Source organism: Luteimonas padinae, from assembly GCF_014652935.1.
Classification (GTDB): domain Bacteria; phylum Pseudomonadota; class Gammaproteobacteria; order Xanthomonadales; family Xanthomonadaceae; genus Luteimonas; species Luteimonas padinae.
Window position 1 is genome coordinate 130,398 of sequence record NZ_BMZT01000001.1, and the last position, 24,829, is coordinate 155,226.

Sequence of the window (24,829 nt, forward strand, 5' to 3'; positions counted from 1 at the left end):
GCAAGGAGGTGCTCGATGGCGACCGTCCCCCTGATGCCCGCCGCGTTCCTTGGCCACGGCAGCCCGATGAACGCCCTCGAGCGCAACCGCTACACCGAGGCCTGGCGTGCCTTCGGCACGTCGGTGCCGCGCCCGCGCGCGATCCTGGCGATCTCGGCGCACTGGTACGTCAATGCGACGGCGGTCACGGCGATGCCGTGGCCACGCACCATCCACGACTTCTACGGCTTCCCGAAGCCGCTGTTCGAAGTCGACTATCCGGCGCCGGGCCTGCCCGCGCTGGCCGAGGAGGTGGCCGATCTCGCCAGGCCCGACCATGTCGGTCGGGACGTCGATGGCTGGGGCCTGGACCACGGCACCTGGTCGGTGCTGGTGCACGCCTTCCCCGACGCCGACATCCCGGTGGTGCAGCTGTCGATCAATGCGCAGAAGCCGCCCGGCTGGCACGTGTCGATGGGCGCGCGCCTGGCCGCGCTGCGCGAGCGCGGCGTGCTGGTGCTGGGCAGCGGCAACGTGGTCCACAACCTGCGCGCGATGGACTGGACCCAGCCCGACGCGGCCTTCGACTGGAACGCGCGCTTCGATGCGGAGGCCAGGCGGGTGCTGGCCGAGCGCCCCGGCGACGCGGCGGCACTGGCCTCGCACCGCGACTACGCACGCTCCGCACCGACGCCCGAGCACTTCCTGCCGCTGCTCTACCTCGCCGGCCTCGCCGCCGCGGCGGGCAAGGGCGCGGACGTGCTCGTGGAAGGCCCGGCCTACGGCTCGCTGTCGATGACCTCGTACACGCTCGATGCGCAGTGCCCGCGCCAGGACCAGCCGGGTGCCGGCGCGGCGGCGCCGTCCAGCGTGGTGTCCGCGGACGCGTCCAACCTGTAGCGCCGCCTTGGCAGGGTCCACGGAGCCGCTGACCCGCGCCGCCGTCGCCCGGCAGGCCTGGCCGATCATCCTCGCCAATGCGGCCGTGCCAGCGCTTGGCCTGGTCGACACTGCGGTCATCGGCCACTACGGCAGCGCGACCGAGCTCGGCGCGCTGGCGCTGGGCGCGCTGCTGTTCAACTTCGTCTACTGGAGCTTCGGCTTCCTGCGCATGGGCACCACCGGCTTCGTGGCGCAGGCGCGCGGCGCCGGCGACGAGGCCGAGGTGCGGGCGACGTTCGCGCGCGCGCTCCTGCTCGGCGCCGGCATCGGCGCGGCCCTGCTGGTGCTGCAGTGGCCGCTCACCTGGCTGTATTTCGGCCTGATGGACGGCAGCGATGCGGTGGAGTCGGTGGCAGGCGAGTACTTCCGCGCGCGCATCTGGGGCGCTCCGGCGGCGCTGGCGCTGTTCGCGGTCAGCGGCCTGCTGATCGGGCTGGGACGCAGCCGCGAGTTGCTGTTGGTGCAGCTGCTGCTCAACGGCCTCAACGCGGGCCTCGACGTCTGGTTCGCGGGCATGCTCGGCATGGGCGCGCGCGGCATCGGCCTGGGCACCGCGATCGCGGAGTGGGGCACCTGCGCGGTGGCGCTGGTGGTCGCGCTGCGCGTGCTGCGTTGGCGCCATCGCGATCCGGCGCCGCTGCTGGACTGGCGGCGCGTGGCCGACCCGCAGCGCATTCGCGAGGCGATGGCCGCGAACGGCGACATCCTGGTGCGCACGCTCTGCCTGCTGCTGGCCTTCGGCTGGTTCGCCAACGCCGGTGCGCGCTTCGGCGACGTGACCCTGGCCGCGAACCACATCCTGCTGCAGCTGGTGTCGTTCAGCGCGTTCTTCCTCGACGGCTTCGCCTTCGTGGCCGAAGCGCGCGTGGGCGCGGCGTGGGGCGCACGCGACCGGGCGGGATTCCGGCGCTCCATGCGACTGACCAGCGAACTGGCGCTGGCGACGGCGCTGGCGCTCTCGCTGGCCATCCTGCTGGCGGGGGGAGCGGCGGTCCACGCCCTGACCAGCCTGCCGGCGGTGCGCGATTCGGCCGCGCTGCACCTGCCCTGGGCGGCGCTGTACGTGCTGCTGTCGGTGGCGGCGTTCCAGCTCGACGGCGTGTTTATCGGCACCACGCGCACGCGCGAGATGCGCAACGCGGCGCTGCTGTCGACGACGGTGTTCCTGCTGCTGGCGTGGCCGGCGACCAGGGCCTGGGGCAACCACGGGCTCTGGGCCGCGTTCGTGGCGTATGTCGTGGCGCGCGCGGTCGCGCTCTGGCCCCATCTCCGCCGGCTGCAGGCGCGGCTGCCGGCGGGCTGAGCGCGGCGTCAGCGCCACGGGTCACGCGGCATTGATCCGGCATCGGCAAAGGTGGACGCCCGATTTCCCCGAGGACGCCTGCATGACGATGGTTCCCAACGATGCCCTGGTCGTCGTGGCCGACGGCGGCAACGCACGCCTGTTCCGCAACCGTGGCGACGAGCGCGCGCTGTCGCTGCACCAGGTGGAATTGCGCGAGCTGGTGAACATGGACGACGACGGCCCGGCCGGCAGCATGCCGCACGAATCCACCGGCGCCCAGATCGACGAGGCCACCTTCGCCAAGCAGCTGGCCCTGGCACTCAACGATGGCGCGCTGAAGCAGGCGTTCGCGCACCTGGTGCTGGTGGCCGATCCGACCACGCTCGGGCGCATGCGGCCGCTGCTGCACAAGGAGGTCCAGCAGCGCCTGCTGCTGGAGGTGCCGAAGACGCTGACCAACTCGCCGCTGCCCGATATCGAAGCGGCCCTGCGCGGTCCCACGGCCTGATGGCCACGGACGCGGGCGCCGGCGGCTACCAGGGCGGCTATGCCGCCGGGGAGCCGGCGCGCAGCGACCTCGACGCCATGGAGGGCACGCTGCTGCTGGAGTTCGGCGCGCCCTGGTGCGGCCACTGCCAGGCGGCGCAGCCCGCGCTGCGGGCGCTGCTGTCGCGACGCTGGAACGTCCGCCACCTCAAGATCGAGGACGGGCGCGGCCGTCCGCTGGGACGTTCGTTCGGAGTGAAGCTGTGGCCGACGCTGGTGCTCGTGCGCTCGGGCATGGAGCTGGTGCGCGTGGTGCGACCGGTGGCCGATGCGGACCTGGAGCCCCTGCGCGACGCGCTCGCGCGCACGCCCTGAGAGGCCACGTGCGCGCCCGGGCTCAGCCCCGCGGCGCGTTCCAGGCGGCGATGTCGGCGGCCACGCAGGCTGGCCGGCGCGGCGGCTGCATCCACTGCCCGTGCCAGGGCGACAGGTCCTCGCCGCCGGTCGCATCGCGATCCGCGCGCGCCAGGTCGACCAGCCGGCCGATGGTGCCTGCGTCGAGCGGATGCCACGCGGCCACGCGCAGGCCGCCGTCGCCACCGTGTGCGGCCGCGGCCAGCAGCACCTCGTCGCGCACGAGCGCGACCACGCCTTCCGCCGCCGCGAGCGGTCCGATGTCGATCCGCCAGCCTTCGCCGTCCACCGGCACCAGCGCGCGCCCGTCGTCGCCCGCCACCAGCTCGGACAGCCGGGCCATGGCCGGCGCCAGGCGTTGCCAGTCGGCCGCCTGCGCCGCGCGCAGCTGCAGGCCGCGCAGCATGTCGATGAGCGGCAGCCCGCCGTCGTCGTTGGCCACCGCCGCCTGGAACACCGGCAGCGCGACGGGATAGGGGATGGCGGGCAGGCCGAGGACGTCGAGGGCGTCGGCCGCGGGATGGAGTTCGATCATCTGGTGCATGGCGCCTATTGTCCCCGTCTTCGTCTCATCCGGCGTGACTGCGGCATGACGACTTGGTGTGCGACGGCGATTGACAGCGCCACGAAAAACGGCCCCGCTTTCGCGGGGCCGCCGGTATCGCGATCGACTGGCCGGTCAGTGGCCGGACGAGGCGTCGATGCCTTCCTTGCTGTCGAAGATCGTCGCGTCGGCCTCGCCGGTGACGGTGAGGAACCCGGCCAGGCCCTTCTCGGCGCGCGACAGCGCGTGGTCGACCAGGATGTACTTGCCGGGGTAGTCGACCTTGAACTCCACCATGGTCGCGCCGCCCGGGGGCACCAGCGTGGTCTGCACGTCCTTCAGAGGCGGGCTGGTGAACGAGGCCAGGTCGTAGACCCGGTCGAACACCTCGCCGATCAGGTGGAAGCTCGAGGTCAGGTTCGGGCCGCCGACGCCGAAGAAGATGCGGACCTCCTCGCCCACCACGGCCTCCATGTTGAAGGTCTTGGTCAGCGCGTTCATCGAGCCGTTGAACATCAGGTGCTCGGGCTTCTCGTCGAGCAGCTTGTCGACCGAGAACTCCTGCAGGCCGCTGGAGCCGTGCTTCTGCGCGGTGTAGAGCTCGCCCTGCATGACGTAGTACTCCTTGTCGACCTTGGGCAGGCCGCCCTCGGGCTCGACCAGGATCATTCCGTACATGCCGTTGGAGATGTGGTGGGCGATCATCGGCGTGGCGCAGTGGTAGACGAACAGGCCCGGGTGCAGCGCCTTGAAGGTGAAGCTCTTGGTCTCGCCGGGGCGCACCTGGGTCACCGCCGCGCCGCCGCCGGGGCCGGTGACGGAGTGGAAGTCGACCGAGTGGATGTTGATGCTGTCCTCGGCGTTCTTCAGGTTGATGGTGACCGTGTCGCCCTGGCGGATGCGCAGCAGCGGGCCGGGCACCGTGTTGTCGAAGGTCCAGTAGCGGTACGTGCTGCCGTCGGCGAGCTTGCCTTCCACTTCCGTGGTCAGCAGGTCGTAGGTGATGTGCTTGGGTGCGCGGTCGCCGACCGGCTCGCCGACATGGGCCGGATCCTTGGCGACGTCGATCGCGGTGCTGACGACTTCCTTGACGTCGCCGACGATCAGCTTGCCGACCATGCCCGCGAGCTTGTGGCCGGGGATCGTGCACAGGTACTCGAAGGTGCCGCCCTTGGTGGCGCGGAACACGATCGTGGTGGCGGCGCCTTCGCCGATCACCTGGTCGGACTGGGCGCCGAAGTCGGGCACGGCGATGTCATGCATGGCGCCGTCGGCGTTGGTGAGTGTGATCGCGACCACCGCGCCCTCGGGTACGCGCAGATCGGGGTTGACCTGGTCCTTGATGGCGCCGGCGTTGCCGATGAACACCATCTGCCCGTCCTGGATGGCGGTGCGGAGGCTGAAGTTGACGTCGGCGACGGGCGTGACCGAGGACGGTCCCTGCGCGGCGACGTCCTGCGGGATGAAGCCGCCGGCGGCGGCGAGGGCGAACAGCAGTACCAGGTTCCTCATGGCGTGTTTCCTTGCGGGTTAACGGAGCCGGTGGGGCGTTGGAGCGGTTGCTCCTTCGCCGATGGGCTGCACGTTAGTCGCGCGCCGGAGATGCGGCCATGACCTGGATCAAGCGCATACGCGCTGGTACGGAAATGCCGCCTGCTTGACCTGCGTCAGAGGTCCGGGAGCCACCTGTCGGGATAATCCAGGGCACGATGAACGCGCGTGCATTCCAGGCTTGGACGGGACGGCTGGCACTGCTGGCACTGCTGCTCCTGGTGGCCGTGCCGACCGCATCGCGCTTCGAGCACGCGGCGCATGGCATCGCCCACGTCCACGCCCTGGCGTCCACGACCCCGCATGGCCATGCGCACGGCGCGCTCCCCGTCGAGGGCTTGCGGCCCGACGGCCGTGCACCGCTCCGGCCGGCACCCGGCGACGCCGACTGCGACTATTGCCCGCTGCTGTCGGCGCTGCTGGCGCCGATCGCGCTTCCGTTTCCTGCGCACATCCCGCCGCGGCTGCATGCGGCGCTCCCGTGGCCCGCCTCGCCGCGGCTTCCATGGCTGCATCCCAGCGGGCTCGGGTCCCGCGGTCCGCCGCTGCACGGCTGACGACCGCCGCCGCGCCGGTGTCCGCGCTCACCTGGGAAACCAGCCCGAAGCTTCCGCGCCAGCCGGTCCCGGCCAGCGACGGCGCCGACGACCTCAAGACCATCCCGGGCTTCGGCACCGTGCGCAACGGCGGCAGCAACGGCGATCCGGTGCTGCGCGGCATGTTCGGCTCGCGCCTGAACCTGCTCACCAACGACGGCGCCATGCCCGGTGCCTGTCCCTCGCGCATGGACAACGCCATGTCATACATCGCGCCGGAAACCTATGACGCGCTGGTGGTCACCAAGGGCCCGCAAACGGTGCTCTGGGGTCCGGGCGCGTCGGCGGGCACGGTGCGCTTCGAGCGCGACCGGGAGTATTACGCCGAGCCCGCCTGGAAGCTCGCCGCCAGCGCGCTCGCCGGCAGCTGGGGCCGCAACGACCAGGTGGTCGACGCGACCTACGGCGCGCCGCTGGGCTATGCACGCATCAGCGCCAACCGCTCCGAGTCCGGCGACTACGACGACGGCAACGGCGACCGTGTCGGCTCGGCCTGGAAGAAGTGGAACGCCGACCTCGCGCTCGGCTGGACCCCGGACGAGGACACGCTGCTGGAGCTCGGCATCGGCATCGGCGACGGCCAGGCGCGCTACGCCACGCGCGGCATGGACGGCAGCCGGTTCGACCGCAGCAACTACAGCCTGCGCTTCGAGAAGGAGAACATCGGCCTGGGCGCGCTGCAGGAACTCGAGGCCAGCGTCTACCACAACGTCGCCGACCACGTGATGGACAACTACAGCCTGCGCGAGCCGAACCCGCAGGGCTCGATGCCGATGCCCATGGCCTCCAACGTCGAGCGCAGCACCAGCGGCGGACGCGCCGCCGCCACGTGGCGCGGCGCCGCGTTCGAACTCGTCACCGGCATCGACGCCATGGACAGCCGCCACCGCCGCCGCAGCGCGATGGGTCGCGGCGCCTACCTGGCGATGCCGTGGACGGTGGACGCGCGCTTCGACAACCTCGGCGTGTTCGCCGAGGGCACCTGGTTCCAGGGCGAGCGCGACCGCTGGATCGCCGGTGCGCGCGTGGATCGCGCCGGCGCCGATGACGAACGCACGACGGTGGCCGGCGGGCACGGCGGCCAGGCGATGCCGAATCCGACCGCGGGCATGTCGCGCGAGGAGACGCTGAAGGCGGGCTTCATCCGCTTCGAGCGGGACGTCGACAGCTCGCTGAGCTGGTACGCCGGCATCGGCCACACCGAGCGCATGCCCGACTACTGGGAGCTGTTCTCGGCCAATATGGGCCCGATGGGCGCTGCCAACGCCTTCGCCGGCCTCGACACCGAGAAGACCACCCAGCTCGACGTCGGCCTGCAGTACCGCGGCGAGCGCTTCGACGCCTGGATCTCGGCCTACGCCGGGCGCGTCGACGACTTCATCCAGTTCCGCTACATGGACACGATGATAGGGAAGATTTCGCAGGTGACCAATATCGACGCCGAAACCCGCGGCGCCGAGCTGGGCGTGGAGTACCGGCCGTCGCAGGACTGGAAGCTCGGCGGCAGCCTGGCCTACGCCCGCGGCGAGGACCGCGACAGCGGCCGCCCGCTGCCGCAGATGCCGCCGCTGGAAGGCCGCTTCAGCGTCGACTGGGACAACGGCACCTGGTCGGCCGGCGCGCTGGTCCGCGTCGTCGACGGCCAGGACCGCGTCGCCGAGGGCTATGGCAACGTGGTCGGGCAGGACATCGGCCCCAGCGCCGGCTTCGCCACGCTCGCGCTCAACGCCGGCTACCGCTTCGCCAGCGGCGTGCAGCTGACCGCCGGCGTGGACAACCTGTTCGACCGCGCCTACAGCGAGCACCTCAACCTCGCCGGCAACGCCGACTTCGGATACCCGGCCGACGCGGTGCGGATCAACGAGCCCGGCCGGACGGCTTGGCTGCGGGTGGGCTACAGCTGGTGAGGCCCCGGGGCGGGGAGGCACGCGGGCTGGAGTCGCCGCGTGCCGATCCTGCCAGCGAGCTGCCGCCGCTGCTGGAGCGCGAGCTCCGCAACCTGCACGACTGCCTCTCGCGGCCCGTGTCCGCGTCGCCGTCGCCGTCCCGCGCGTGGGCGCAGGGACGACTCCCGGGTGCTGGCGCAGCCTCAGCCCGCCACGGCGGGCAGGACCTCGCGCACGCGCTCCAGCGGACGCGCCAGGCGCACGCCCAGGGCGGTTTCGACGAACGGCCGCTCGATGAGGATCGGTTCGCGCACCATCGCGTCCAGCAGCGCGTCGTCGTCGAGCATGGGATCGTCGAGGCCGAGCTCGGCGTAGACCGCTTCCTTGCGGCGAATCGCGTCGCGCACGCCGATGCCGGCGGCGGCGACGAGTGCGGCCAGGCGTTCACGCGTGGGCGGCGTCCGCAGGTACTCGATGACTTCCGGTTCGATGCCGGCCTCGCGGATCAGCGCGAGCGCGTTGCGCGAGGTGCTGCAGCGGGGGTTGTGGTAGATCACGGCGTGCATGGGGGCTCCTGCGATGCGCCACGGCCGCGCGGCGCGGGACGCCAATGTAGTCGCTCGCGGCCCGCGTTGCGCCGCCGTCGCCGCTTGCGCCATGATCGGGCGCAGTCCTGGGAGGAGGGTTCCGATGTTCGATCGCATGCAGTGCAACGGGGTGTCCGGATGAGCCTGGAGATCGTGCCGGTCTGGAAGCGGGTGACGCCGGAGCTGTCTTCGGAGCTGATCGCGATGTGGGCGCGCAACCGCGCGCTGCCGGATCCGACGAAGGCGGCCGAGCGCGCGGCGCAGGCCGTGGCGGTCGGGCGCGACACGGAGACCGGCGCGCTGTGGGGCGTCGGCACCGCGGTGCTGGGCATCGTGCCGTCCTTCGGCCAGCCGACGTACCTGTACCGGCAGTTCTTCGACGTCGGCGCGCGCGGCCTGAAGCAGACCATGCCCTTCCTCAATTGCATCCGCGACACGCTCGAGGCCTACAACGCCTCGCTGCCGAAGCCGGAGTCGGTGGGGGTGATGATCGAGCTGCAGAACGACGAGATGGCGCAGCGCTACCGCGACATGTTCGAGGAAGAGGCGCGCGCGCACTTCATCGGCTGGTCGCCCCGCGGCCGCCAGCTGCGCATGATGTACTTCAAGGGCGCGAAGATCATGCTGGCGCCCGACGCGGTGCCGAGGCAGCGGCCGACGGCTCCCTGAACGCGGCGGCGCGCCGCCGCGCCGCCTGCGTTTCACCGCGTCGCCACGCCCCGGGTCGGATCGTGTCTCCTCCCACCCACGAGGGCACGCACCATGGCACGCGGAACCCATGACCAGGCGCAGCTGCACGAGCTGCTGTACCAGGGGCTCGAGACCGAACTCGGCGGCGAGCAGATCTACCTGAAGGCGATCGAGTGCGCGGTCAACGAAGGCCTGCGCAAGGAATGGACCGAATACCTCGAAGAGACGCGCATGCACCAGCAGGTGCTGATGTCGGTCTTCGAGCAGCTCGGGCTCGACCCCGCCGCCCGCACGCCGGGGCGCGACGTGGTCGCGCACCACGGCAAATCGCTGGTGAAGGCGATGGAGCTGGCGCAGGCCGCCGGCGACCCCGCGGCCGCCGAGCTGGTCGCGGCGGAATGCGTGGTGCTCGCTGAAACCAAGGACCATCTCAACTGGGAGCTGGTCGGCTACGTGGCGAAGAAGGCCACCGGCGACGTGGGCAAGGCGCTCAAGGCGGCCTACGAGCAGGTCGAACAGCAGGAAGACCACCATCTGTACCACACCAAGGGCTGGTGCCGGGAGCTGTGGCTGAAGTCGCTCGGGCTGCCGGCGGTGCTGCCGCCGCCCGAGGAGGTCAAGAAGGTGGAAACCGCCATCGGTGCCGCGCGCGCGGAGAACGCGCGCGACCAGATGCGCAAGCACTGACCGGCATGTCATCGGCGCGCGCCGTGGCCCTGGCGGCCCCGGCGCGCCGCGTTCCGGAGGCGTCCCCGCGCTATGCGGGACGCAGCAGGCGCAGGCCGAACCAGTCGCGCGGGTCGTTCCAGGCCGCGGCCACGCGCAGGCCGGCCTCCGCGGCCAGCGCCGCGATGCGGGCGTCGGTGTACTTCTGGCTCTGCTCGACGTGCATCTGCTCGCCCTGCGCGAACGCGAAGCGGCGGCCTTCCACGGTGACCACCTGCGCGCGCAGGCTTTCGAGCGTGGTCACGATGCGGCCCTCGTCGCGCAGGTAGCGGGCGCGGTGCGCGAACGACGCCGGATCGAAGTCGCTGCCGACATCGCGGTTGAGCCGGTGCAGCAGGTTGAGGGTGAACTCCGCGGTGACGCCGGCGGCGTCGTTGTAGGCGGCCTCGACGATGGCCGGATCCTTTTCAAGGTCGAGCCCGAGCAATGCCGCGCCGTTGCTGCCCATGGTGTCGCGCATGGCCGACAGCAGGCGCACCGACTCCTCGCGGGTGAAGTTGCCCAGCGTCGAGCCGGGAAAGAACACCAGCGCCGAATCCGCCTGGCGCGCCGGTGGCGGCAGCGGCACCGGGCAGGTGAAGTCGGCCAGCACCGGCAGCACCTCGAGGTCGCCGAACTCGCGGTCGAGCCGCTCCGCGCTCGCGGCCAGGGCCGAGCGCGAGATCTCGATGGGCGTGTAGGCGACCGGGTCTTCGAGCGCGTCCAGCAGCAGGCGCGTCTTGCGGCCGCTGCCGCTGCCATACTCCACCACGTGCACGCGCGGGCCGGCGGCGCGCGCGATGTCGGCGCCGTGCTCGGCCAGCATCGCCAGCTCGACCCGCGTCGGGTAGTACTCCGGCTGGCGGGTGATGGCCTCGAACAGCTCCGAGCCGCGCTGGTCGTAGAAGTACTTCGACGGCAGCCGCTTCGGCGTGGCGGCCAGGCCGCGCAGGACGTCGCCGGCGATGTCGTCGTCGCTGGGATGGAGGTCGGTGATGCGGAGCGGCGTGGTCAATCGGGATCCTTTGCCAGCCTGAGGCCGGAGAACTGCCAGCGCGAGGGTGGCGCGAAGAAGTTTCGGTAGGTCGCGCGCGCATGCCCTGGCGGCGTCGCGCAGCTGCCGCCGCGCAGTACCTGCTGGCCGCTCATGAACTTGCCGTTGTACTCGCCGAGCGTGCCCGGCAGGGGGCGGAAGCCGGGGTAGGGCGCGTAGGCGCTCGAGGTCCATTCCCAGCAGCGGCCAGCGCCGGCGAGGCGGCACGCGGCGGTTTCCCACTCCGCCTCGGTGGGCAGGCGCGCACCGGCCCAGCGTGCGAAGGCGTCGGCTTCGTAGAAGCTGACGTGGCGCACGGGCGCGTCGGGATCGCGCTCGCGCCAGCCGGCGAGGGTGAACTCGCGCGTGCCGTCGGCGTGCCAGTACAGCGGACGCTGCCAGCCCCGGCGCTGCGCGTGCTCCCAGCCATCGCTGAGCCACAGCGCCGGGGTCGCGTAGCCGCCATCGGCCACGAAGGCGGCGTACTCCGCGTTGCTCACGGGGCGCGCGGCGATCGCGTGCGCGGGCACCAGCACGCGGTGGCGGGGGCTTTCGTTGTCGTAGGCGAAGCCGCTGCCGGCGGTCGGCCATGGCGCGGCGCCGATCCAGTCGATCGCCTCGTCGCGGACCAGCCAGTCGGCACCGGTGCCGGACTGGGCGTCCATGGAAGGCGGGGCGCAGTCCGGCGCGGAGGCGGCATCGAAGCAGGCCGGCTGCAGCGGATTGCACCAGAACGCGTGCTTGATGTCGGTCAGCAGCAGCTCCTGGTGCTGCTCCTCGTGGTGGGTGCCCAGCAGGAGCACGTCCAGCGCCGCTTCATCGACATCGTCCCGCTCCAGGCGTTCGAGCAGCCGATCGTCGATGCGTCGGCGCCAGTCGAGCACCTCGGCCAGCGTCGGTCGCGACACCAGGCCGCGCTCGGCGCGGGCGTGGCGCTCGCCGGCGCCGACGTAGTAGCTGTTGAACAGGTAGTCCCAGCCGGCAGGCATCGCCGAGGCTGCGTCGCCGAGCACGAAGCGCGAGAAGAACCAGGTCGTGTGCGCGAGATGCCACTTTGCCGGGCTGGCGTCGGGCATCGACTGCAGCTGCGCGTCCTCGGGGGAGAGCGGCGCGGCCAGGGCCAGGGTACGTGCACGGACCTGCGAGTAGCGGGTGGCGAGGGCGGACGCCATGCCCGCAGCATACGCGCTGCCGCGCGGTCCTTCCGGGCGCGCGGCAGCGTGCACGATGGTGTCCTGCACGCTTGCCACTCAGGCCAGCGTCCGCAGCTTCGGCTCGCGCGCCCACTGCCGCGTCTTCGCCACGGCGACGAAGGCCTTCGGGTCGGCCGCGTCGACGATGCCCGCGTCCCGGCCGACGCCGCCGGCCTTGAGCAGCGGCGCCGCGCCGGCATCGGAGGCGATCGCCTTGAGATGCACCCAGGCGTTGGACACGAAGTCGACCGCGGCGGACTCCTTCGCCAGCTTCTTTCCCGCGGCCTCGGACAGCAGCACCGCGACCGCATCGAACACCTGCGACGGGGTGCCCGCGAGCTGGCCGTCGGCGGCCTGCTTCTTCCCGTCGGACAGCACGGCACCGCCCAGCTTCGGCGCCACCAGCCTGACGGTCGCGCCAGCGGCCTCCGCGGCCTTGCGCAGCGCCTTCAGCGCCGCGGCATCGCTGCCTTCGTCGAAAAGGATGCCCACGCAGCGCCCCTTCAGCGTGTCCTTCATGCGGCCGATGATGCGCACCTCCGGCGCCGGGGGCAGGTCCTGCGCCGGCATCGCCGCCGGGGGTGCCGGCGGCAGCGCGTCCATGCCCAGTCCGTCGGCCACGCGGGTGGCGAGCGCCTCGTCGACGTGGCGCAGCTGGCCGACCATGCGCTCGCGTACCTTCGGCGTCTCCACCTTCGACAGCTCGAACACCAGCGCCGACGCCAGGTGCGCCTGTTCGGGCGCCTCCAGGCTGCGGAAGAACATGCGCGCCTGGCTGAAGTGGTCGGCGAAGCTTTCCGGACGCAGCCGGCCCTTGGCGCCATCGTCGGCCGAGGCGTGGCTGCGGAACCCGGCCGGCGCGTCGGCGCGCGGGCTGTCCTCCTGCAGCGAGCTCGGCTCGTAGTTCACCCGTCCGCGCGGCACCTGCATCTGCATGTGGCCGTCGCGCTGGTGGTTGGCAAAGGGGCACTTCGGCTGGTTGATCGGGATCTGGTGGAAGTTGGGGCCGCCCAGGCGGATCAGCTGGGTGTCGAGGTAGGAGAACAGCCGCCCCTGCAGCAGCGGGTCGTTGCTGAAGTCGATGCCGGGCACGAGGTTGGCGGGGCAGAACGCCACCTGCTCGGTCTCGGCGAAGAAATTGTCCGGCCAGCGGTCGAGCACCATGCGCCCGACCACCTGCAGCGGCACCAGTGACTCGGGCACGATCTTGGTCGGGTCGAGGTGGTCGAAGGGGAAGGCCTCGGCCTCCTCTTCGGTGAACAGCTGCACCGCCAGCGTCCAGGCCGGGAAGTCGCCGGCCTGGATGGATTCGAACAGGTCGCGGCGGTGGTAGTCGTTGTCGGCGGCCTGCAGCTTCGCCGCCTCGTCCCAGAGCGTGGACTGGATGCCGAGCTCCGGCCGCCAGTGGAACTTGACGAAGGTGCTGCGGCCCTCGTTGTCCAGCAGTCGGAAGCTGTGCACGCCGAAGCCTTCCATCATGCGCAGCGAACGCGGGATGGTGCGGTCGCTCATCGCCCACATGATCATGTGCATCGATTCGGGCGTGAGCGAGATGAAGTCCCAGAGCGTGTCGTGGGCGTTGGTCGCCTGCGGGAAGCCGCGGTCGGGCTCGGGCTTGAAGGAGTGCACCAGGTCGGGGAACTTCATCGCGTCCTGGATGAAGAACACCGGGATGTTGTTGCCGACGAGGTCGTAGTTGCCTTCCTTCGTGTAGAACTTGACCGCGAAGCCGCGCGCGTCGCGCGGGGTGTCGATCGAGCCCTTGCTGCCGGCCACCGTCGAGAAGCGCGCGAATACCGGCGTGCGCTCGCCGACCTCGGTGAAGATCTTCGCGCGCGTGTACTTCGCCAGCGACTTCGTCAGTTCGAAATACCCGTGCGCGGCCGAGCCGCGGGCGTGCACGATGCGCTCGGGAATGCGCTCGTGGTCGAAGTGCATGATCTTCTCGCGGAGGATGAAGTCCTCCAGCAGCGTGGGGCCACGGGGGCCCTGCTTCAGCGAGTTCTGGTTGTCGGCGATGACCACGCCCTGGTTGGTGGTCAGCGGCGGGCGCTTGCCGCCGGCCTGCTGCTGGTATTCGCCGCCCTGGCCGCGCGGTGCATCGAATTCAGGGTCGGGTCCGGCCGCCCGGCCGACACTGCCGGCGGACTTGGGCTTTCCGCGCTGGCGCTCCGTGGGCGGTTGCGCGCCGGGCGGGGTGGTGGTCGGGGTCCGGGGCCTGGCCATGCGCTGCTCCGCTGCTTGGGGGAGCGGCCATCGTGTCCAGGGCGGCGTAAAGCCGGCGTGGCCGGGCCGTATGCGGGCGACAGGTCGCCGCGCGCAACGCGGACTTCATGGGTGCGGGACCAGGCTGTCGCCATGGCCAGGGACCTCTTCTCCGATACGGATGTCGTGCAGGTGGTGGATGACCGCGAGGGCGGCATCCGCTACTGGCCGGCGTTCGCCAGTCCGGACGAGGCGGATGCATGGTTCGAGGTGCTGAGCGCACGCGTGCCATGGGCTTCGCACCGGCGGCAGATGTACGACCGGACCGTGGACGTGCCGCGGCTGCTGGCCTCGTGGCCGGTCGATGCGCTGCCCGACGGGCTGCCGCTGGCGGACATGCTTGAACGCGTATGCGGCGTGGTGCCCGCGCCCTACAACGCGGTCGGCCTCAACCTCTACCGCGACGGCCGCGACAGCGTCGCCATGCACAACGACAGGCTGCATACGATCGTGCCCGGCCAGCCGATCACCCTGGTGTCCCTGGGCGATGCGCGCAGGATGCTCGTGCGCGCGAAGGACGGCGCGCGCGAGCGCCATGCGATCGACCTGGTGCACGGCAGCCTGCTGGCGATGAGCCATGCCTCGCAGCTGAGCCACGAGCACGGCATCCCGAAGACTGCGCGGGCCGTGGGCCCGCGCATGAGCGTGGTGTTCCGCGTGCGCCCGCCGGCGCATGCGGAATGAGGCCGGGGCGCGTCGGGCCCGGAGAGCGCGCGGCAGGTGCGGCCGCCCTCAGACGACGTCGGGCTCGCTGAACGCCTCCGGCTCGTCCTCGGCCGAGCCGATCGGGATGCAGCTGCAGAACACGTTCTTGTCGCCGTGCACGTTGTCCACGCGCGCCACCGGCGGCCAGTACTTCTGCTGGCGCAGGCCGGGCAGCGGGAACACCGCCAGCTCGCGCGGATACGCATGGGTCCACTCGCTGGCCGAGACCTGCGCCGCCGTGTGCGGGGCGTGCTTGAGCGGATTGTCCTCGCGGTCCAGGCGGCCGTCCTCGATCGCCCGGATCTCCTCGCGGATCTGGATCATCGCGTCGATGAAGCGGTCGAGCTCGTGCAGCGACTCGCTCTCGGTCGGCTCCACCATCAGCGTGCCCGAGACCGGGAAGCTGAGCGTGGGCGCATGGAAGCCGAAGTCGATCAGGCGCTTGGCCACGTCCTCGGCGCCGACGCCGGTGGCGTCCTTGAGCGGGCGCAGGTCGAGGATGCATTCATGCGCGACCAGGCCGTTGCGACCGGTGTAGAGCGTCCGGTAGTGCGGCTCGAGGCGCTTGGCGACATAGTTGGCGTTGAGCAGCGCGACCTGGGTGGCGCGGCGCAGGCCTTCGGCGCCCATCATCACGATGTACATCCAGCTGATCGGCAGGATGCTGGCCGAGCCGTGGGTCGCGGCCGAGACCATGCCGACCTCGCCCTCGCCGCCGAGCGGGCGCGGCAGGAACGGCGCCAGGTGCGACTTCACCGCGCAGGGGCCGACGCCGGGGCCGCCGCCGCCGTGCGGGATGCAGAAGGTCTTGTGCAGGTTGAGGTGGCTGACGTCCGAGCCCCACTTGCCGGGCCGGGCGACGCCGACCAGTGCGTTCATGTTGGCGCCGTCGGTGTAGACCTGTCCGCCGTGGGCGTGGACGATCTCGCAGATCTCGACCACGTCCTCCTCGAACACGCCGTGCGTGGACGGGTAGGTGATCATGATCGCGGCCAGGCGGTCGGAGTACTTCTCGGCCTTGGCGCGGATGTCGTCGACGTCGACGTTGCCGTTGGCGTCGCAGCGGGTCACGACCACGGTCATGCCGACCATCTGCGCCGAGGCCGGGTTGGTGCCGTGCGCGGACTCGGGGATCAGGCAGATGTCGCGGTGGCCCTCGCCCTTCGAGGCCAGGTAGGCGCGGATCGCCAGCAGGCCGGCGAATTCCCCCTGGGCGCCCGAGTTGGGCTGGAAGCTGACCGCGTCGTAGCCGGTGATCTCGGCCAGCATCGCCTCCAGGCCGTCGATCAGCTCCCTGTAGCCCTCGACCTGGTCGGCCGGCGCCAGCGGGTGGATCTGGCCGAACTCCGGCCAGGTGATCGGGATCATCTCGGCGGTGGCGTTGAGCTTCATCGTGCACGAGCCCAGCGGGATCATCGTGCGGTCCATGGCCAGGTCCTTGTCGGCCAGGGCGCGCATGTAGCGCAGCAGCTCGTGCTCGCTGTGGTGGGTGTTGAACACCGGGTGGGTCATGAACTTCGTGCCGCGCGGCAGGGCGGCGGGCAGGGCGTCGGCGGTGGCGGCGTCCAGCGCGTCGATGTCGTCCACGGCCGCGCCGAACAGCGCGGCCAGCGCGGCCACGTCCTCGCGGGTCGTGGTTTCGTCGAGGCTGATGCCGACGCTGCCGGCGTCGATCGCGCGCAGGTTGATGCGCGCCTCGCGCGCCTTCGCGTGCACGGCCGCGGCGTCGATGCCGGTGACGTGCAGGGTATCGAAGAAGTCGTCGCCGACGGTGGCGCCGGCCTGGCGCAGCGCCGCGGCCAGGATCGCGGTGAAGCGGTGCACGCGGCGCGCGATGCGGGTCAGGCCTTCGGGGCCGTGGTAGACGGCGTACATCGACGCCATCACCGCCAGCAGCACCTGCGCGGTGCAGATGTTGGAGGTCGCCTTCTCGCGGCGGATGTGCTGCTCGCGGGTCTGCAGGGTGAGGCGGTAGGCGGGGTTGCCTTCGGCATCCACCGACACGCCGATCAGGCGGCCCGGCATCGAGCGCTTGAAGGCGTCGCGGCAGGCCATGTAGCCGGCGTGCGGGCCGCCGAAGCCGAAGGGCACGCCGAAGCGCTGGGTGTTGCCGATGACGATGTCGGCGCCCCATTCGCCGGGCGCGGCGATCACGGTCAGCGCCAGCAGGTCGGCGGCCACGGTCACCACGCCGTTGCGCGCGTGCACGGCCTCGGCCACGGCGCGGTAGTCATGGATGCGGCCGAAGGTGTCCGGGTACTGCAGCAGCACGCCGTAGCTGTCGACGGTCGCCGCATCGGCGTCGTCGCCCACGTGCAGCTCGATGCCGAGGCCGCCGGCGCGCGTGCGCAGCACCTCCAGCGTCTGCGGATGCACGTTCTTCGACACGAAGAACACGTTCGACTTCGACTTCGACTTCGCCGAGCGCTTGGCCAGGGTCATCGCCTCGGCCGCCGCGGTGGCCTCGTCGAGCAGCGAGGCGTTGGCGATCTCCATGCCGGTCAGGTCGGCCAGCATGGTCTGGAAGTTGATCAGCGCCTCCATGCGGCCCTGCGAGATCTCCGCCTGGTAGGGCGTGTAGGCCGTGTACCAGGCCGGGTTCTCGAGGATGTTGCGCAGGATGACATTGGGCACGTGAGTGCCGTAATAGCCCTGGCCGATGAAGCTGCGGAAGACCTGGTTGCGGTCGGCGACGGCGCGGATCTTCGCCAGCGCGTCGACTTCGGTCATCGGCGGCGGCAGGTCGAGCGCGGTGCCGGAGCGGATCGAGCCGGGCACGATGGCGTCGGTCATCGCGTCGAGCGACGCGTGGCCGACCACGTCGAGCATGTGCGCGATTTCGGCGTCGTTGGGGCCGATGTGGCGCGAGACGAATGCGTCGTGGTGCTCGAGCGAGCGGAGGGAGGCGGGCTTGGACATGGCGGTCGGGACTCTGGCGGGCGCGGGAGGGCCGCGTGCACGCACGCGGGGCGCCCCTCTGTCCTTTTGCCTGAGAGTTCGGGACGGGCGCGGAGCCTGTCCCATGCACCTTCGGCGCCGGGTTTGACCGGTCTCTCCAGAGTTGTCCCAGCCGGCGGTACGTGGGCCTGAGCGATTACGGGCGTTGCGCCTTCGGCAGCCGGTGCCCGGTGGATCGGGGCGGCTTCTCCCGCTGGAGGGTGTATCGCTGCCCATTATACCCGCACCCCTCTGCAGGAGCGGCTACAGCCGCGACACGCAGTGCCGCAAGCTCTGGTCGCGGCTGTAGCCGCTCCTGCAGAAGAGGGGCGGGTATCCTTGGCGGCCCCGCCCTTTCCGCGCCGGCCCGCGTGCCGGCGCCCGCCCATGCCCCCGCATCTTCCCAAGTCCATGGGCCGGCTGGCCCTGCTGCTGGCCGGCCTGTCGATGTTCGGCCCGTTCTCGATCGACGCCATCTTCCCCGCGTTCCCCGCCATGGGCGCCTCGCTGGGCGCCGACAAGCTGGCGATGCAGCAGACCATCAGCGCATACCTGGTCGCGTACGCGGCCATGAGCCTGGTGCACGGGCCGCTGTCGGACGCGCTGGGGCGGCGCCGGGTCATCCTGGCCGGGCTGGTGGTGTTCATCGGCGCCTCGGTCGGCTGCGCCCTGGCCCAGGACCTGCCGACGATGCTCGCCTTCCGCGCGCTGCAGGGCCTGTCGGCGGGCGTGGGCCTGATCGTCGGCCGCGCGGTGATCCGCGACGTGCTGCACGGCGACGACGCGCAGCGGCTGATGAGCCAGGTGTCGATGATCTTCGGCATCGCGCCGGCGATCGCGCCGGTGATCGGCGGCTGGATCCTGGGCGTGGGGGAGTGGCACGACATCTTCTGGTTCCTGGTCGGCTTCGCGGCGCTGCTGTTCGCGGCCACCTGGGCCTGGCTGCCCGAGACCCATCCGGCGGAGCATCGCAGCGCGCTGGTGCCGCGGCGCATGCTGCGCGACTACGTGCTGATCCTCGCCAACCGCCGCTTCCAGCGCCTGGCCGCGGCCGGCGCGCTGAACTTCGCCGCGCTGTTCCTGTACATCGCCTCGGCGCCGGCCTTCGTGCTCGACCTGCTGCGGCTGGACGAGCGCAGCTTCGCCTGGTTCTTCGCGCCGATGATCGGCGGGATGATGCTGGGCGCGTTCACCTCGGGCCGCGTCGCCGGGCGCATGCCCCACGTCGTGCAGGTCAACATCGGCTTCGCCTGCTGCGGGCTGGCGGCGGCGGGCAACGTCGCCTACGGCCTGCTGGTCGACGTGCCGGCGGTGCCCTGGGCGGTGCTGCCGATCGCGCTCAACGCCTTCGGCGTGGCGATGGTGTTCCCGGTGCTGACGCTGGCGATCCTGGACATGTATCCGCGTCAGCGCGGATCGGCCTCGTCGATGCAGGCCTTCACCAGCCTCGCGCTGAACGCCGTGGTGGCCGGCCTGCTGTCGCCGCTGGTCAGCGGCTCGACCGCGACCCTGGCCATCGCCGCGGCCGCGTTCACCCTGGCCGGCTGGCTGGTCTGGCGGCTGGAGCGCTACCGGATCAAGCGGCTGCCGGCGGGGCAATGCGAGCCGGGGATACCGGCCCCGGCGGAGCACGTGTAGGTCTGCCGGGGGTTTTTCGCGGGGTTGCCCCCATCCCCGCTGCGCGAGTACTTCCCCCGCAGCGCGGGGGAAGATGCCCGAAGGGCGGACGGGTGCGGGTCTTGCCTTACTGCTCGTCCGGAGCGGCGGCAACAGGAGCCGCGGCCGCCGCCTGCCATCCGCAGGTCTTGCCCTCGTTCTGCTGCACCAGCCACTCCTGCAGCGGCGCGAAGTACTCCAGCACCGCCGAGGCATCCATGGTGTCGCCGCCGGTGAGCTCCTTCATCGTCTGCTGCCAGGGCTGGCTGTTGCCCTTGGACAGCATCGCCCAGAACTTCTCGCCCGCGGCCTTGTTGCCCGCGAAGCTGCACTCGTTGAGCGGGCCCTGGTGGCCGGCGGCGTCGCACAGCGCCTTGTAGAACTGGAACTGCAGCACGTGCGACAGGAAATAGCGCGTGTACGGCGTATTGCCCGGCACGTGGTATTTCGCGCCCGGATCGAAGAACTCCTCGCCGCGCGGCGTCACCGGGGCCACGCCCTGGTAGCGCGCCTTCAGCTCCCACCAGGCCTTGTTGTAGTTGTCTGGCGTGATCGAGCCGTCGAACACGCCCCAGCGCCAGCGGTCGATCATCAGGCCGAAGGGCAGGAAGGCGACCTTCGCCAGCGCCATGCGCATCTGCGCGTTGATCAGGGCCTCATGACCCGGAGCCGCGCCTTCCACCAGTCCGATCGACTGCAGGTACTGCGGCGTCATCGACAGCACGATGGTGTCGCCGATGGCCTCGTGGAAGCCGTCATGCGCGCCGTTCTGGAACAGCGGCGGCTGCTGGCCGTAGGCCAGGTAGTAATAGACGTGCCCGAGCTCGTGGTAGATGGTGGTGAAGTCTTCCTCGTTGGGCTTGATGCACATCTTGGTGCGCACGTCGCTGGCGTCGGCGTTCATCTGCCAGGCGCTGGCGTGGCAGACCACGTCGCGGTCGCGCGGCTTGATGAACTGGGTCTTCGCCCAGTACGACTCCGGCAGCGCCGGCATGCCCAGCGAGGTGTAGAAGCCCTCGGCCTGGCGGGTCATGGCCTTCGCATGTTCGAGCTGGGCGCCACGGGCGATCTCGACCCGGCCGTCGGTGGGCAGCAGCGCGTTCTCGCGGGTCAGGCGCTCGTTGAGGCCGGCCTGGTACTGGCGTTCCAGCGCGCCGGTGACGTCGAGCTGGCTGGCGTTGGGGTAGGGCGCCAGCAGCGACCAGAGGTTGCTCCAGTCCTGCTGCCACATGTTGCCCATCAGGTGCGCCGGCAGCATGCCGTTGACCGAACCCTTGCCGGGATACTCGGCTTCAAGGCGCGTGCGCGTGTAGCAGTGGAGCTGCTCGTACAGCGGTTCGACCTGGTTCCACAGGCGATCGGTCTCGGTGGCGAGCTCGGCCGATGTCATGTCGTAGCCGGCACGCCAGAGCTCGCCGGCGTCGGCGAAGCCGAGGTCGCGCGCGCCCTCGTTGACCAGGGCGGCGAAGCGCACGTAGTCCTCGCGCATCGGCTGCGAGATGGTGTGCCAGCCCTGCCAGGCCTCGAGCTGGGCGTCGTAGTCGCGGTCGTTGCGCAGCACGTCCTCGAGCTGGCCGAGCTGGCGGCAGCTGCGGGCCTCGCCTTCACCGGTGCAGTACTCGCCGCGGCCGTAGGTGCCCTCCATCTTGCTGGCCAGCGCGGTCAGTTCGGACAGCTTGGCCGGATCGCGCGGCGGCGGCATCGGCGTGCCGAGCTTGAGCAGGGCGATCGCGCGCTCGGTGGCGGGCGCCATCTCCTTGCCCTCGAAGCGGCGCGACTGCTCCACCCACTGCTGCGTCCGGGCCAGGAAGCGCTCGTTGCCCTTGGAGGCCACCAGCTCGCTGTCGCCATTGCTGTAGGTCGCGGCGATCCACTGCGAGGCCGTGTATTCGGGCATCAGCTGCGCGAATTCCTCGTTGACGCGGGCGATGAACTGGTCCGCGGTCTCCTTCTCCAGCTGCGCCTGGGACGGGCCGCCGTCGGGACCGGGTTCGGTGGACGGACTGCGGGAACAGGCGGCAAGGACCAGGCCGGCGGCGACGGCGAGCGCAAGGCGGGTGCGTGGCTTCACGATGGATCTCCGGTGGCGCCCGGGGGCGCGAAACCCACGCAGGCTAGTAGGCGGGTGGCGCCCCCGCAAGTGAGCTCGCGTCAGCCGGTGGGCAGGCCGCGCTCGGCCAGCCAGGCGCGCGCATCGCCGGCGTCGTGCTCGAACCAGGCGCGGGTGGAGCCGAGGCGGAAGGTGTAGCCCCAGGCGTCCATGTCGGCCATCAGCCGCGCGCGGCCGACCCCCGGCAGGTCGTCGGCGAGCACGATCTGCAGGTAGCAGGTCGCGTCCTCCTCCGGCACCGAATCGGTGGCGTCGGTATGCACGAGCGCGCGGCGCTCGGGCGGCAGCACGATCAGGTGGCAGGCCTCGTGGAGCAGCGAGTGCACGGGCGTGTCGGCGCGGGCGTACACGCGCGTGCCGATGATCCCGGCTTCGGGCGCGCCCCAGTAGCTGCCGGGGATCGGTGCGCCGTCGTCGACGGCGACGAGCTCGAGGCCGTGGCGCGCGAGCAGCGCGGCGGCATCGCCGGGCGCGATGTCGCCCAGCCGGAGCACCCCCACGCCTTCGTCCACCTCCCCTGTAGGAGCAGCTACAGCTGCGGCCACACCCCCCGCCGCTGTCTCCGGACCTGCGTCGGGAAGCGGGGTTGCGACGGTCGCAGCTGTAGCTGCTCCTACAGGAGCGGTGGGGGCGCGGGGCACGTGCTGCGCTCAGCCGGTGGCCGCGCGCTCGTCGGTCAGGGCGACGGTGATGTCGAGCACGTCATGCTCGCCGTCCTTGGTCAGGTCCACCTTCACCGCGTCGACGTCGACGCTGACGTACTTGCGGATCACTTCCAGCAGTTCGCGCTGCAGCAGCGGAAGGTAGTCCGGCGCGCCGCGGCTCGAACGTTCCTGGGCGACGATGATGCGCAGGCGCTCCTTGGCGATCGAGGCGGTGTTCTTCTTCGCCTTCAGGAAATCGAACATACCCATGCCTCAACCCCCGAACAGCTTGCTGAAGAAACCCTTCTTCTCCAGCTGTGTGAACCGCATCGGGCGATCTTCGCCGATGATGCGCGCGACCGCGTCGTCATAGGCCTGGCCGGCCTGCGACTCCAGGTCCAGGATCACCGGCTCGCCCTTGTTGGACGCGTTGAGCACGTCGCCCGACTCCGGGATGACGCCGATGGTCTTCAGGCCCAGCACTTCCTCGACGTCGCCGATCGACAGCATCTCGCCGGTCTCGACGCGGGCCGGGTTGTAGCGGGTCAGCAGCAGGTGCGACTTCACCGGCTCGCCGGCCTCGGCGCGGCGGGTCTTGGAATCGAGCAGGCCGATGATGCGGTCGGAGTCGCGCACCGAGGACACTTCGGGGTTGACCACCACCACCGCCTGGTCGGCGAAGTACATCGCGAGGAACGCGCCCTTCTCGATGCCGGCCGGGGAATCGCAGACGATGTAGTCGAAGCCGTCGTCGGCCAGCTCCTTCAGCACGCGCTCGACGCCTTCGCGGGTCAGCGCGTCCTTGTCGCGGGTCTGCGACGCGGCCAGCACGTACAGGTTGTCGAAGCGCTTGTCCTTGATCATGGCCTGCTTGAGCGTGGCCTCGCCCTGGACGACGTTGACGAAGTCGTACACCACGCGGCGCTCGCAGCCCATGATCAGGTCGAGGTTGCGCAGGCCGACGTCGAAGTCGATGACGGCGATCTTCTTGCCGCGGCGCGCCAGCCCGCAGGCCAGGCTTGCGCTGGTGGTGGTCTTGCCGACGCCGCCCTTGCCGGACGTGACTACGATGATCTCGGCCAAAGTCTCTCTCCTGTGTGCGCGCTTCAGTCGAGCGCTGCTATTTTCAGCTGGTCGCCGTCCAGCCAGACCTGCACGGGCTTGCCGCGAAGGTCGGCCGGAAGATCTTCCAGCACCTTGTAGTGTCCCGCGATCGCCACGAGTTCGGCATGGAACTCGCGGCAGAAGATGCGTGCCTTCGCGTTGCCCTGCGCGCCGGCCAGGGCGCGGCCGCGCAGCGCGCCGTAGATGTGGATCGAGCCGTCGGCGATGACCTCGGCGCCGGCGCCCACGGCGGCCAGCACGGTGAGATCGCGGTTTTCGGCATAGACCTGCTGGCCCGAGCGTACCGCGCTGGCCTGCATCAGGCCGGGCTCGCCGCCGCGCGCGAGGGCTGCGGCTTCGGCGGGCGCCGGACCGGTGCGTCCGCTTGTCGCAGGAGCGGCCTCGGCGGCCCGGCTGCGTTCGGCGGGAGACGCTGCCGGTGCGGCTTCAGCGGCCTGAGCGCCGCCGGCCGGCTCGTACTGCGCGCGGAACTTGGCCAGCAGCGGCAGGCCCAGTTCGATCGCGAGCTGCTCGTTCTCGCTGCTGCCCCAGGCCAGGGCCACGGGCAGGGCGCCGGCTTCGCGCAGCGCGTCCAGCAGGGCGCGCGCGGTGGCCACGTCGGGCAGCGCCGGCAGGCCGCCGAAGTCGACCACCACGGCGCCGCGCGCGAACAGCTTGGGCGCGCGCTGGACGCGGTCGCGCATCTCGGCGGCCAGGCGGTCGATGTCGAGGGTGCGGACGCGCAGGTTGGCGATGCCGACCTGGCCGATGCGGAGCTCGCCCGCGGGTTCGAAGCTGGCGACCGTCGCGCCCTGTGCCTTCGCCATCACCGGGTGCCCGTCGCCAGGCGGGCCTCGCCGAGCGGGCGCGGCTGTGCCAGCCAGCGCACGTCGGGCAGGTCGTCGCCGTAGTGCTCGCGCACCCAGGGATAGCTGCACAGGTCCTTGGTCAGCATCGAGGCGCGGATGCCGGTGTCGGGCATCACGTGCTGGCCGACCTCGCGGAAGCCGAAGCTGCCGTGGAAGATGCGCGCGGTGTCGCTGTCGTGCTCGATGAAGACCTCGCAGGCCAGCACCGGGTAGCGGACCTCGGCATAGCCCTGGATGTCGGCATACAGGGTGCGGCCGACGCCGCCGCCGCGGCGCCGGCTGGCGACCACCACGCGGTCGATGTACATGAAGTCGGGGTGGCGCTCGGCGAACCAGCGGAAGTTGCTGCCGTCGTGGCCGCGGCGCGAGCCGAAGCCGACCAGGAAGCCGGCGAGCGTGCCGTCGCGCTCGGCGACGCGGAAATAGTCGGCGCTGTCGTGGAAATGGCGCAGCCGCGCCGAATCGAGCGGCAGGATGGACGGACCGGCGGCGTTGTTCAGGGCAAGGACGGAATCCAGCTCGTGCTCGCGCACGTCGCGGACGACAATCGACATTCCAGACTCCGGGATGTGGCCAATGACGCCAACGTCGCGCGCGGTGGGGCTGGGCCAGCCATCGCGCGGCGGTCGACGGCGGCGATTATCGCAT

23 protein-coding genes and 1 riboswitch are annotated in these 24,829 nt (G+C 71.1%); of the genes, 10 read left to right on the forward strand and 13 right to left on the reverse strand.

Annotated features, from left to right (window positions below; genetic code table 11):
• The first annotated feature begins 15 nt into the window (after positions 1-15).
• The 4 genes from ygiD to IE168_RS00635 all read left to right on the forward strand — a co-directional run bounded on the left by ygiD (position 16) and on the right by IE168_RS00635 (position 3,067).
• Positions 16-879, forward strand: a complete 864-nt coding sequence (ygiD, locus tag IE168_RS00620) for a 4,5-DOPA-extradiol-dioxygenase (RefSeq protein WP_229822968.1) — start codon at positions 16-18, stop codon at positions 877-879.
• A 7-nt stretch (positions 880-886) separates the two neighbouring features.
• Positions 887-2,224 (forward strand): MATE family efflux transporter, encoded by a 1,338-nt coding sequence (locus IE168_RS00625; RefSeq protein ID WP_229822969.1) that lies wholly within the window; start codon positions 887-889, stop codon positions 2,222-2,224.
• 82 nt (positions 2,225-2,306) lie between these two features.
• A complete protein-coding gene (locus tag IE168_RS00630; protein ID WP_189494085.1) occupies positions 2,307-2,714 on the forward strand; it encodes a host attachment family protein in 408 nt (135 codons plus the stop codon).
• Positions 2,714-3,067 (forward strand): thioredoxin family protein, encoded by a 354-nt coding sequence (locus IE168_RS00635; RefSeq protein WP_189494086.1) that lies wholly within the window; start codon positions 2,714-2,716, stop codon positions 3,065-3,067. Before IE168_RS00630 ends, IE168_RS00635 begins: the two co-directional genes overlap by 1 nt.
• 22 nt (positions 3,068-3,089) lie before the next feature.
• Here the strand turns inward: IE168_RS00635 and IE168_RS00640 are convergent, their stop codons facing one another.
• Complete coding sequence (locus tag IE168_RS00640) at positions 3,090-3,650, reverse strand: hypothetical protein (RefSeq protein ID WP_189494087.1); 561 nt, start codon at positions 3,648-3,650, stop codon at positions 3,090-3,092.
• A 135-nt stretch (positions 3,651-3,785) separates the two neighbouring features.
• Entirely contained in the window at positions 3,786-5,162 is a 1,377-nt protein-coding gene (gene nirK, locus IE168_RS00645) for a copper-containing nitrite reductase (RefSeq protein ID WP_189494088.1), read from the reverse strand.
• A gap of 197 nt (positions 5,163-5,359) precedes the next feature.
• Here nirK and IE168_RS00650 point away from each other — a divergent pair, with 197 nt between their 5' ends.
• Both IE168_RS00650 and IE168_RS00655 read left to right on the forward strand, forming a co-directional pair.
• Entirely contained in the window at positions 5,360-5,758 is a 399-nt protein-coding gene (locus IE168_RS00650) for a DUF2946 family protein (protein ID WP_189494089.1), read from the forward strand.
• A complete protein-coding gene (locus IE168_RS00655; RefSeq protein ID WP_189494090.1) occupies positions 5,707-7,704 on the forward strand; it encodes a TonB-dependent copper receptor in 1,998 nt (665 codons plus the stop codon). The genes IE168_RS00650 and IE168_RS00655 overlap by 52 nt, the downstream gene beginning before the upstream one ends.
• Before the next feature lie 182 nt (positions 7,705-7,886).
• Here IE168_RS00655 and arsC read toward each other — a convergent pair whose 3' ends face one another.
• Positions 7,887-8,249: an arsenate reductase (glutaredoxin) gene (arsC, locus tag IE168_RS00660; protein ID WP_189494091.1), complete on the reverse strand. Its 363-nt coding sequence runs from the start codon at positions 8,247-8,249 to the stop codon at positions 7,887-7,889.
• A gap of 159 nt (positions 8,250-8,408) precedes the next feature.
• Between arsC and IE168_RS00665 the strand changes: the two genes are divergently transcribed.
• Together IE168_RS00665 and IE168_RS00670 are read left to right on the forward strand one after the other, a co-directional pair.
• A complete protein-coding gene (locus tag IE168_RS00665; protein ID WP_189494092.1) occupies positions 8,409-8,939 on the forward strand; it encodes a hypothetical protein in 531 nt (176 codons plus the stop codon).
• A 93-nt stretch (positions 8,940-9,032) separates the two neighbouring features.
• Positions 9,033-9,647, forward strand: coding sequence for a hypothetical protein (locus IE168_RS00670; RefSeq protein ID WP_189494093.1), 615 nt, complete (start codon positions 9,033-9,035; stop codon positions 9,645-9,647).
• A gap of 70 nt (positions 9,648-9,717) precedes the next feature.
• Here the strand turns inward: IE168_RS00670 and egtD are convergent, their stop codons facing one another.
• The 3 genes from egtD to IE168_RS00685 form a co-directional block, all read right to left on the reverse strand.
• A complete protein-coding gene (egtD, locus tag IE168_RS00675; protein ID WP_189494094.1) occupies positions 9,718-10,680 on the reverse strand; it encodes an L-histidine N(alpha)-methyltransferase in 963 nt (320 codons plus the stop codon).
• A complete protein-coding gene (gene egtB, locus IE168_RS00680) occupies positions 10,677-11,870 on the reverse strand; it encodes an ergothioneine biosynthesis protein EgtB (RefSeq protein WP_189494095.1) in 1,194 nt (397 codons plus the stop codon). The genes egtD and egtB overlap by 4 nt, the downstream gene beginning before the upstream one ends.
• A gap of 78 nt (positions 11,871-11,948) precedes the next feature.
• A complete protein-coding gene (locus tag IE168_RS00685; protein WP_189494096.1) occupies positions 11,949-14,117 on the reverse strand; it encodes a catalase in 2,169 nt (722 codons plus the stop codon).
• A 132-nt stretch (positions 14,118-14,249) separates the two neighbouring features.
• On the opposite strand from IE168_RS00685, the gene IE168_RS00690 reads away from it, so the two are divergent.
• Complete coding sequence (locus tag IE168_RS00690; RefSeq protein WP_189494097.1) at positions 14,250-14,840, forward strand: alpha-ketoglutarate-dependent dioxygenase AlkB; 591 nt, start codon at positions 14,250-14,252, stop codon at positions 14,838-14,840.
• A 48-nt stretch (positions 14,841-14,888) separates the two neighbouring features.
• Here the strand turns inward: IE168_RS00690 and gcvP are convergent, their stop codons facing one another.
• Positions 14,889-17,780: an aminomethyl-transferring glycine dehydrogenase gene (gene gcvP / locus IE168_RS00695; RefSeq protein WP_189494098.1), complete on the reverse strand. Its 2,892-nt coding sequence runs from the start codon at positions 17,778-17,780 to the stop codon at positions 14,889-14,891.
• Positions 17,781-17,828: 48 nt separating this feature from the next.
• A riboswitch (glycine riboswitch) is annotated at positions 17,829-17,930 on the reverse strand.
• Between the two features lie 255 nt (positions 17,931-18,185).
• On the opposite strand from gcvP, the gene IE168_RS00700 reads away from it, so the two are divergent.
• Positions 18,186-19,436, forward strand: a complete 1,251-nt coding sequence (locus IE168_RS00700) for a multidrug effflux MFS transporter (protein WP_189494100.1) — start codon at positions 18,186-18,188, stop codon at positions 19,434-19,436.
• Positions 19,437-19,542: 106 nt separating this feature from the next.
• Here IE168_RS00700 and IE168_RS00705 read toward each other — a convergent pair whose 3' ends face one another.
• The 6 genes from IE168_RS00705 to IE168_RS00730 all read right to left on the reverse strand — a co-directional run bounded on the left by IE168_RS00705 (position 19,543) and on the right by IE168_RS00730 (position 24,735).
• Entirely contained in the window at positions 19,543-21,525 is a 1,983-nt protein-coding gene (locus IE168_RS00705) for a M2 family metallopeptidase (RefSeq protein ID WP_229822970.1), read from the reverse strand.
• An 80-nt stretch (positions 21,526-21,605) separates the two neighbouring features.
• Complete coding sequence (locus IE168_RS00710) at positions 21,606-22,076, reverse strand: hypothetical protein (protein ID WP_189494520.1); 471 nt, start codon at positions 22,074-22,076, stop codon at positions 21,606-21,608.
• Between the two features lie 138 nt (positions 22,077-22,214).
• On the reverse strand, positions 22,215-22,478 hold the full coding sequence (minE, locus tag IE168_RS00715; protein WP_189494102.1) for a cell division topological specificity factor MinE: 264 nt from the start codon (positions 22,476-22,478) through the stop codon (positions 22,215-22,217).
• Between the two features lie 3 nt (positions 22,479-22,481).
• Positions 22,482-23,291 (reverse strand): septum site-determining protein MinD, encoded by an 810-nt coding sequence (minD, locus tag IE168_RS00720; RefSeq protein ID WP_189494104.1) that lies wholly within the window; start codon positions 23,289-23,291, stop codon positions 22,482-22,484.
• A 23-nt stretch (positions 23,292-23,314) separates the two neighbouring features.
• Positions 23,315-24,139, reverse strand: coding sequence for a septum site-determining protein MinC (gene minC / locus IE168_RS00725; protein ID WP_189494106.1), 825 nt, complete (start codon positions 24,137-24,139; stop codon positions 23,315-23,317).
• Positions 24,139-24,735 carry a GNAT family N-acetyltransferase gene (locus IE168_RS00730; protein ID WP_189494108.1) on the reverse strand — a complete coding sequence of 199 codons (597 nt, stop codon included), beginning with the start codon at positions 24,733-24,735 and terminating at the stop codon, positions 24,139-24,141. Before IE168_RS00730 ends, minC begins: the two co-directional genes overlap by 1 nt.
• Positions 24,736-24,829: the final 94 nt, after the last annotated feature.

Coding starts and splice junctions, on each gene's coding strand:
- minC (WP_189494106.1), bottom strand. CDS start 24,139: ATGGCGAAGGCACAGGGCGCGACGGTCGCCAGCTTCGAACCCGCGGGC.
- egtB (WP_189494095.1), bottom strand. CDS start 11,870: ATGGCGTCCGCCCTCGCCACCCGCTACTCGCAGGTCCGTGCACGTACC.
- IE168_RS00665 (WP_189494092.1), top strand. CDS start 8,409: ATGAGCCTGGAGATCGTGCCGGTCTGGAAGCGGGTGACGCCGGAGCTG.
- ygiD (WP_229822968.1), top strand. CDS start 16: ATGGCGACCGTCCCCCTGATGCCCGCCGCGTTCCTTGGCCACGGCAGC.
- IE168_RS00635 (WP_189494086.1), top strand. CDS start 2,714: ATGGCCACGGACGCGGGCGCCGGCGGCTACCAGGGCGGCTATGCCGCC.
- IE168_RS00640 (WP_189494087.1), bottom strand. CDS start 3,650: ATGCACCAGATGATCGAACTCCATCCCGCGGCCGACGCCCTCGACGTC.
- minE (WP_189494102.1), bottom strand. CDS start 22,478: ATGGGTATGTTCGATTTCCTGAAGGCGAAGAAGAACACCGCCTCGATC.
- IE168_RS00730 (WP_189494108.1), bottom strand. CDS start 24,735: ATGTCGATTGTCGTCCGCGACGTGCGCGAGCACGAGCTGGATTCCGTC.
- IE168_RS00700 (WP_189494100.1), top strand. CDS start 18,186: ATGCCCCCGCATCTTCCCAAGTCCATGGGCCGGCTGGCCCTGCTGCTG.
- IE168_RS00690 (WP_189494097.1), top strand. CDS start 14,250: ATGGCCAGGGACCTCTTCTCCGATACGGATGTCGTGCAGGTGGTGGAT.
- IE168_RS00670 (WP_189494093.1), top strand. CDS start 9,033: ATGGCACGCGGAACCCATGACCAGGCGCAGCTGCACGAGCTGCTGTAC.
- IE168_RS00655 (WP_189494090.1), top strand. CDS start 5,707: ATGGCTGCATCCCAGCGGGCTCGGGTCCCGCGGTCCGCCGCTGCACGG.
- IE168_RS00650 (WP_189494089.1), top strand. CDS start 5,360: ATGAACGCGCGTGCATTCCAGGCTTGGACGGGACGGCTGGCACTGCTG.
- IE168_RS00685 (WP_189494096.1), bottom strand. CDS start 14,117: ATGGCCAGGCCCCGGACCCCGACCACCACCCCGCCCGGCGCGCAACCG.
- gcvP (WP_189494098.1), bottom strand. CDS start 17,780: ATGTCCAAGCCCGCCTCCCTCCGCTCGCTCGAGCACCACGACGCATTC.
- arsC (WP_189494091.1), bottom strand. CDS start 8,249: ATGCACGCCGTGATCTACCACAACCCCCGCTGCAGCACCTCGCGCAAC.
- nirK (WP_189494088.1), bottom strand. CDS start 5,162: ATGAGGAACCTGGTACTGCTGTTCGCCCTCGCCGCCGCCGGCGGCTTC.
- IE168_RS00630 (WP_189494085.1), top strand. CDS start 2,307: ATGACGATGGTTCCCAACGATGCCCTGGTCGTCGTGGCCGACGGCGGC.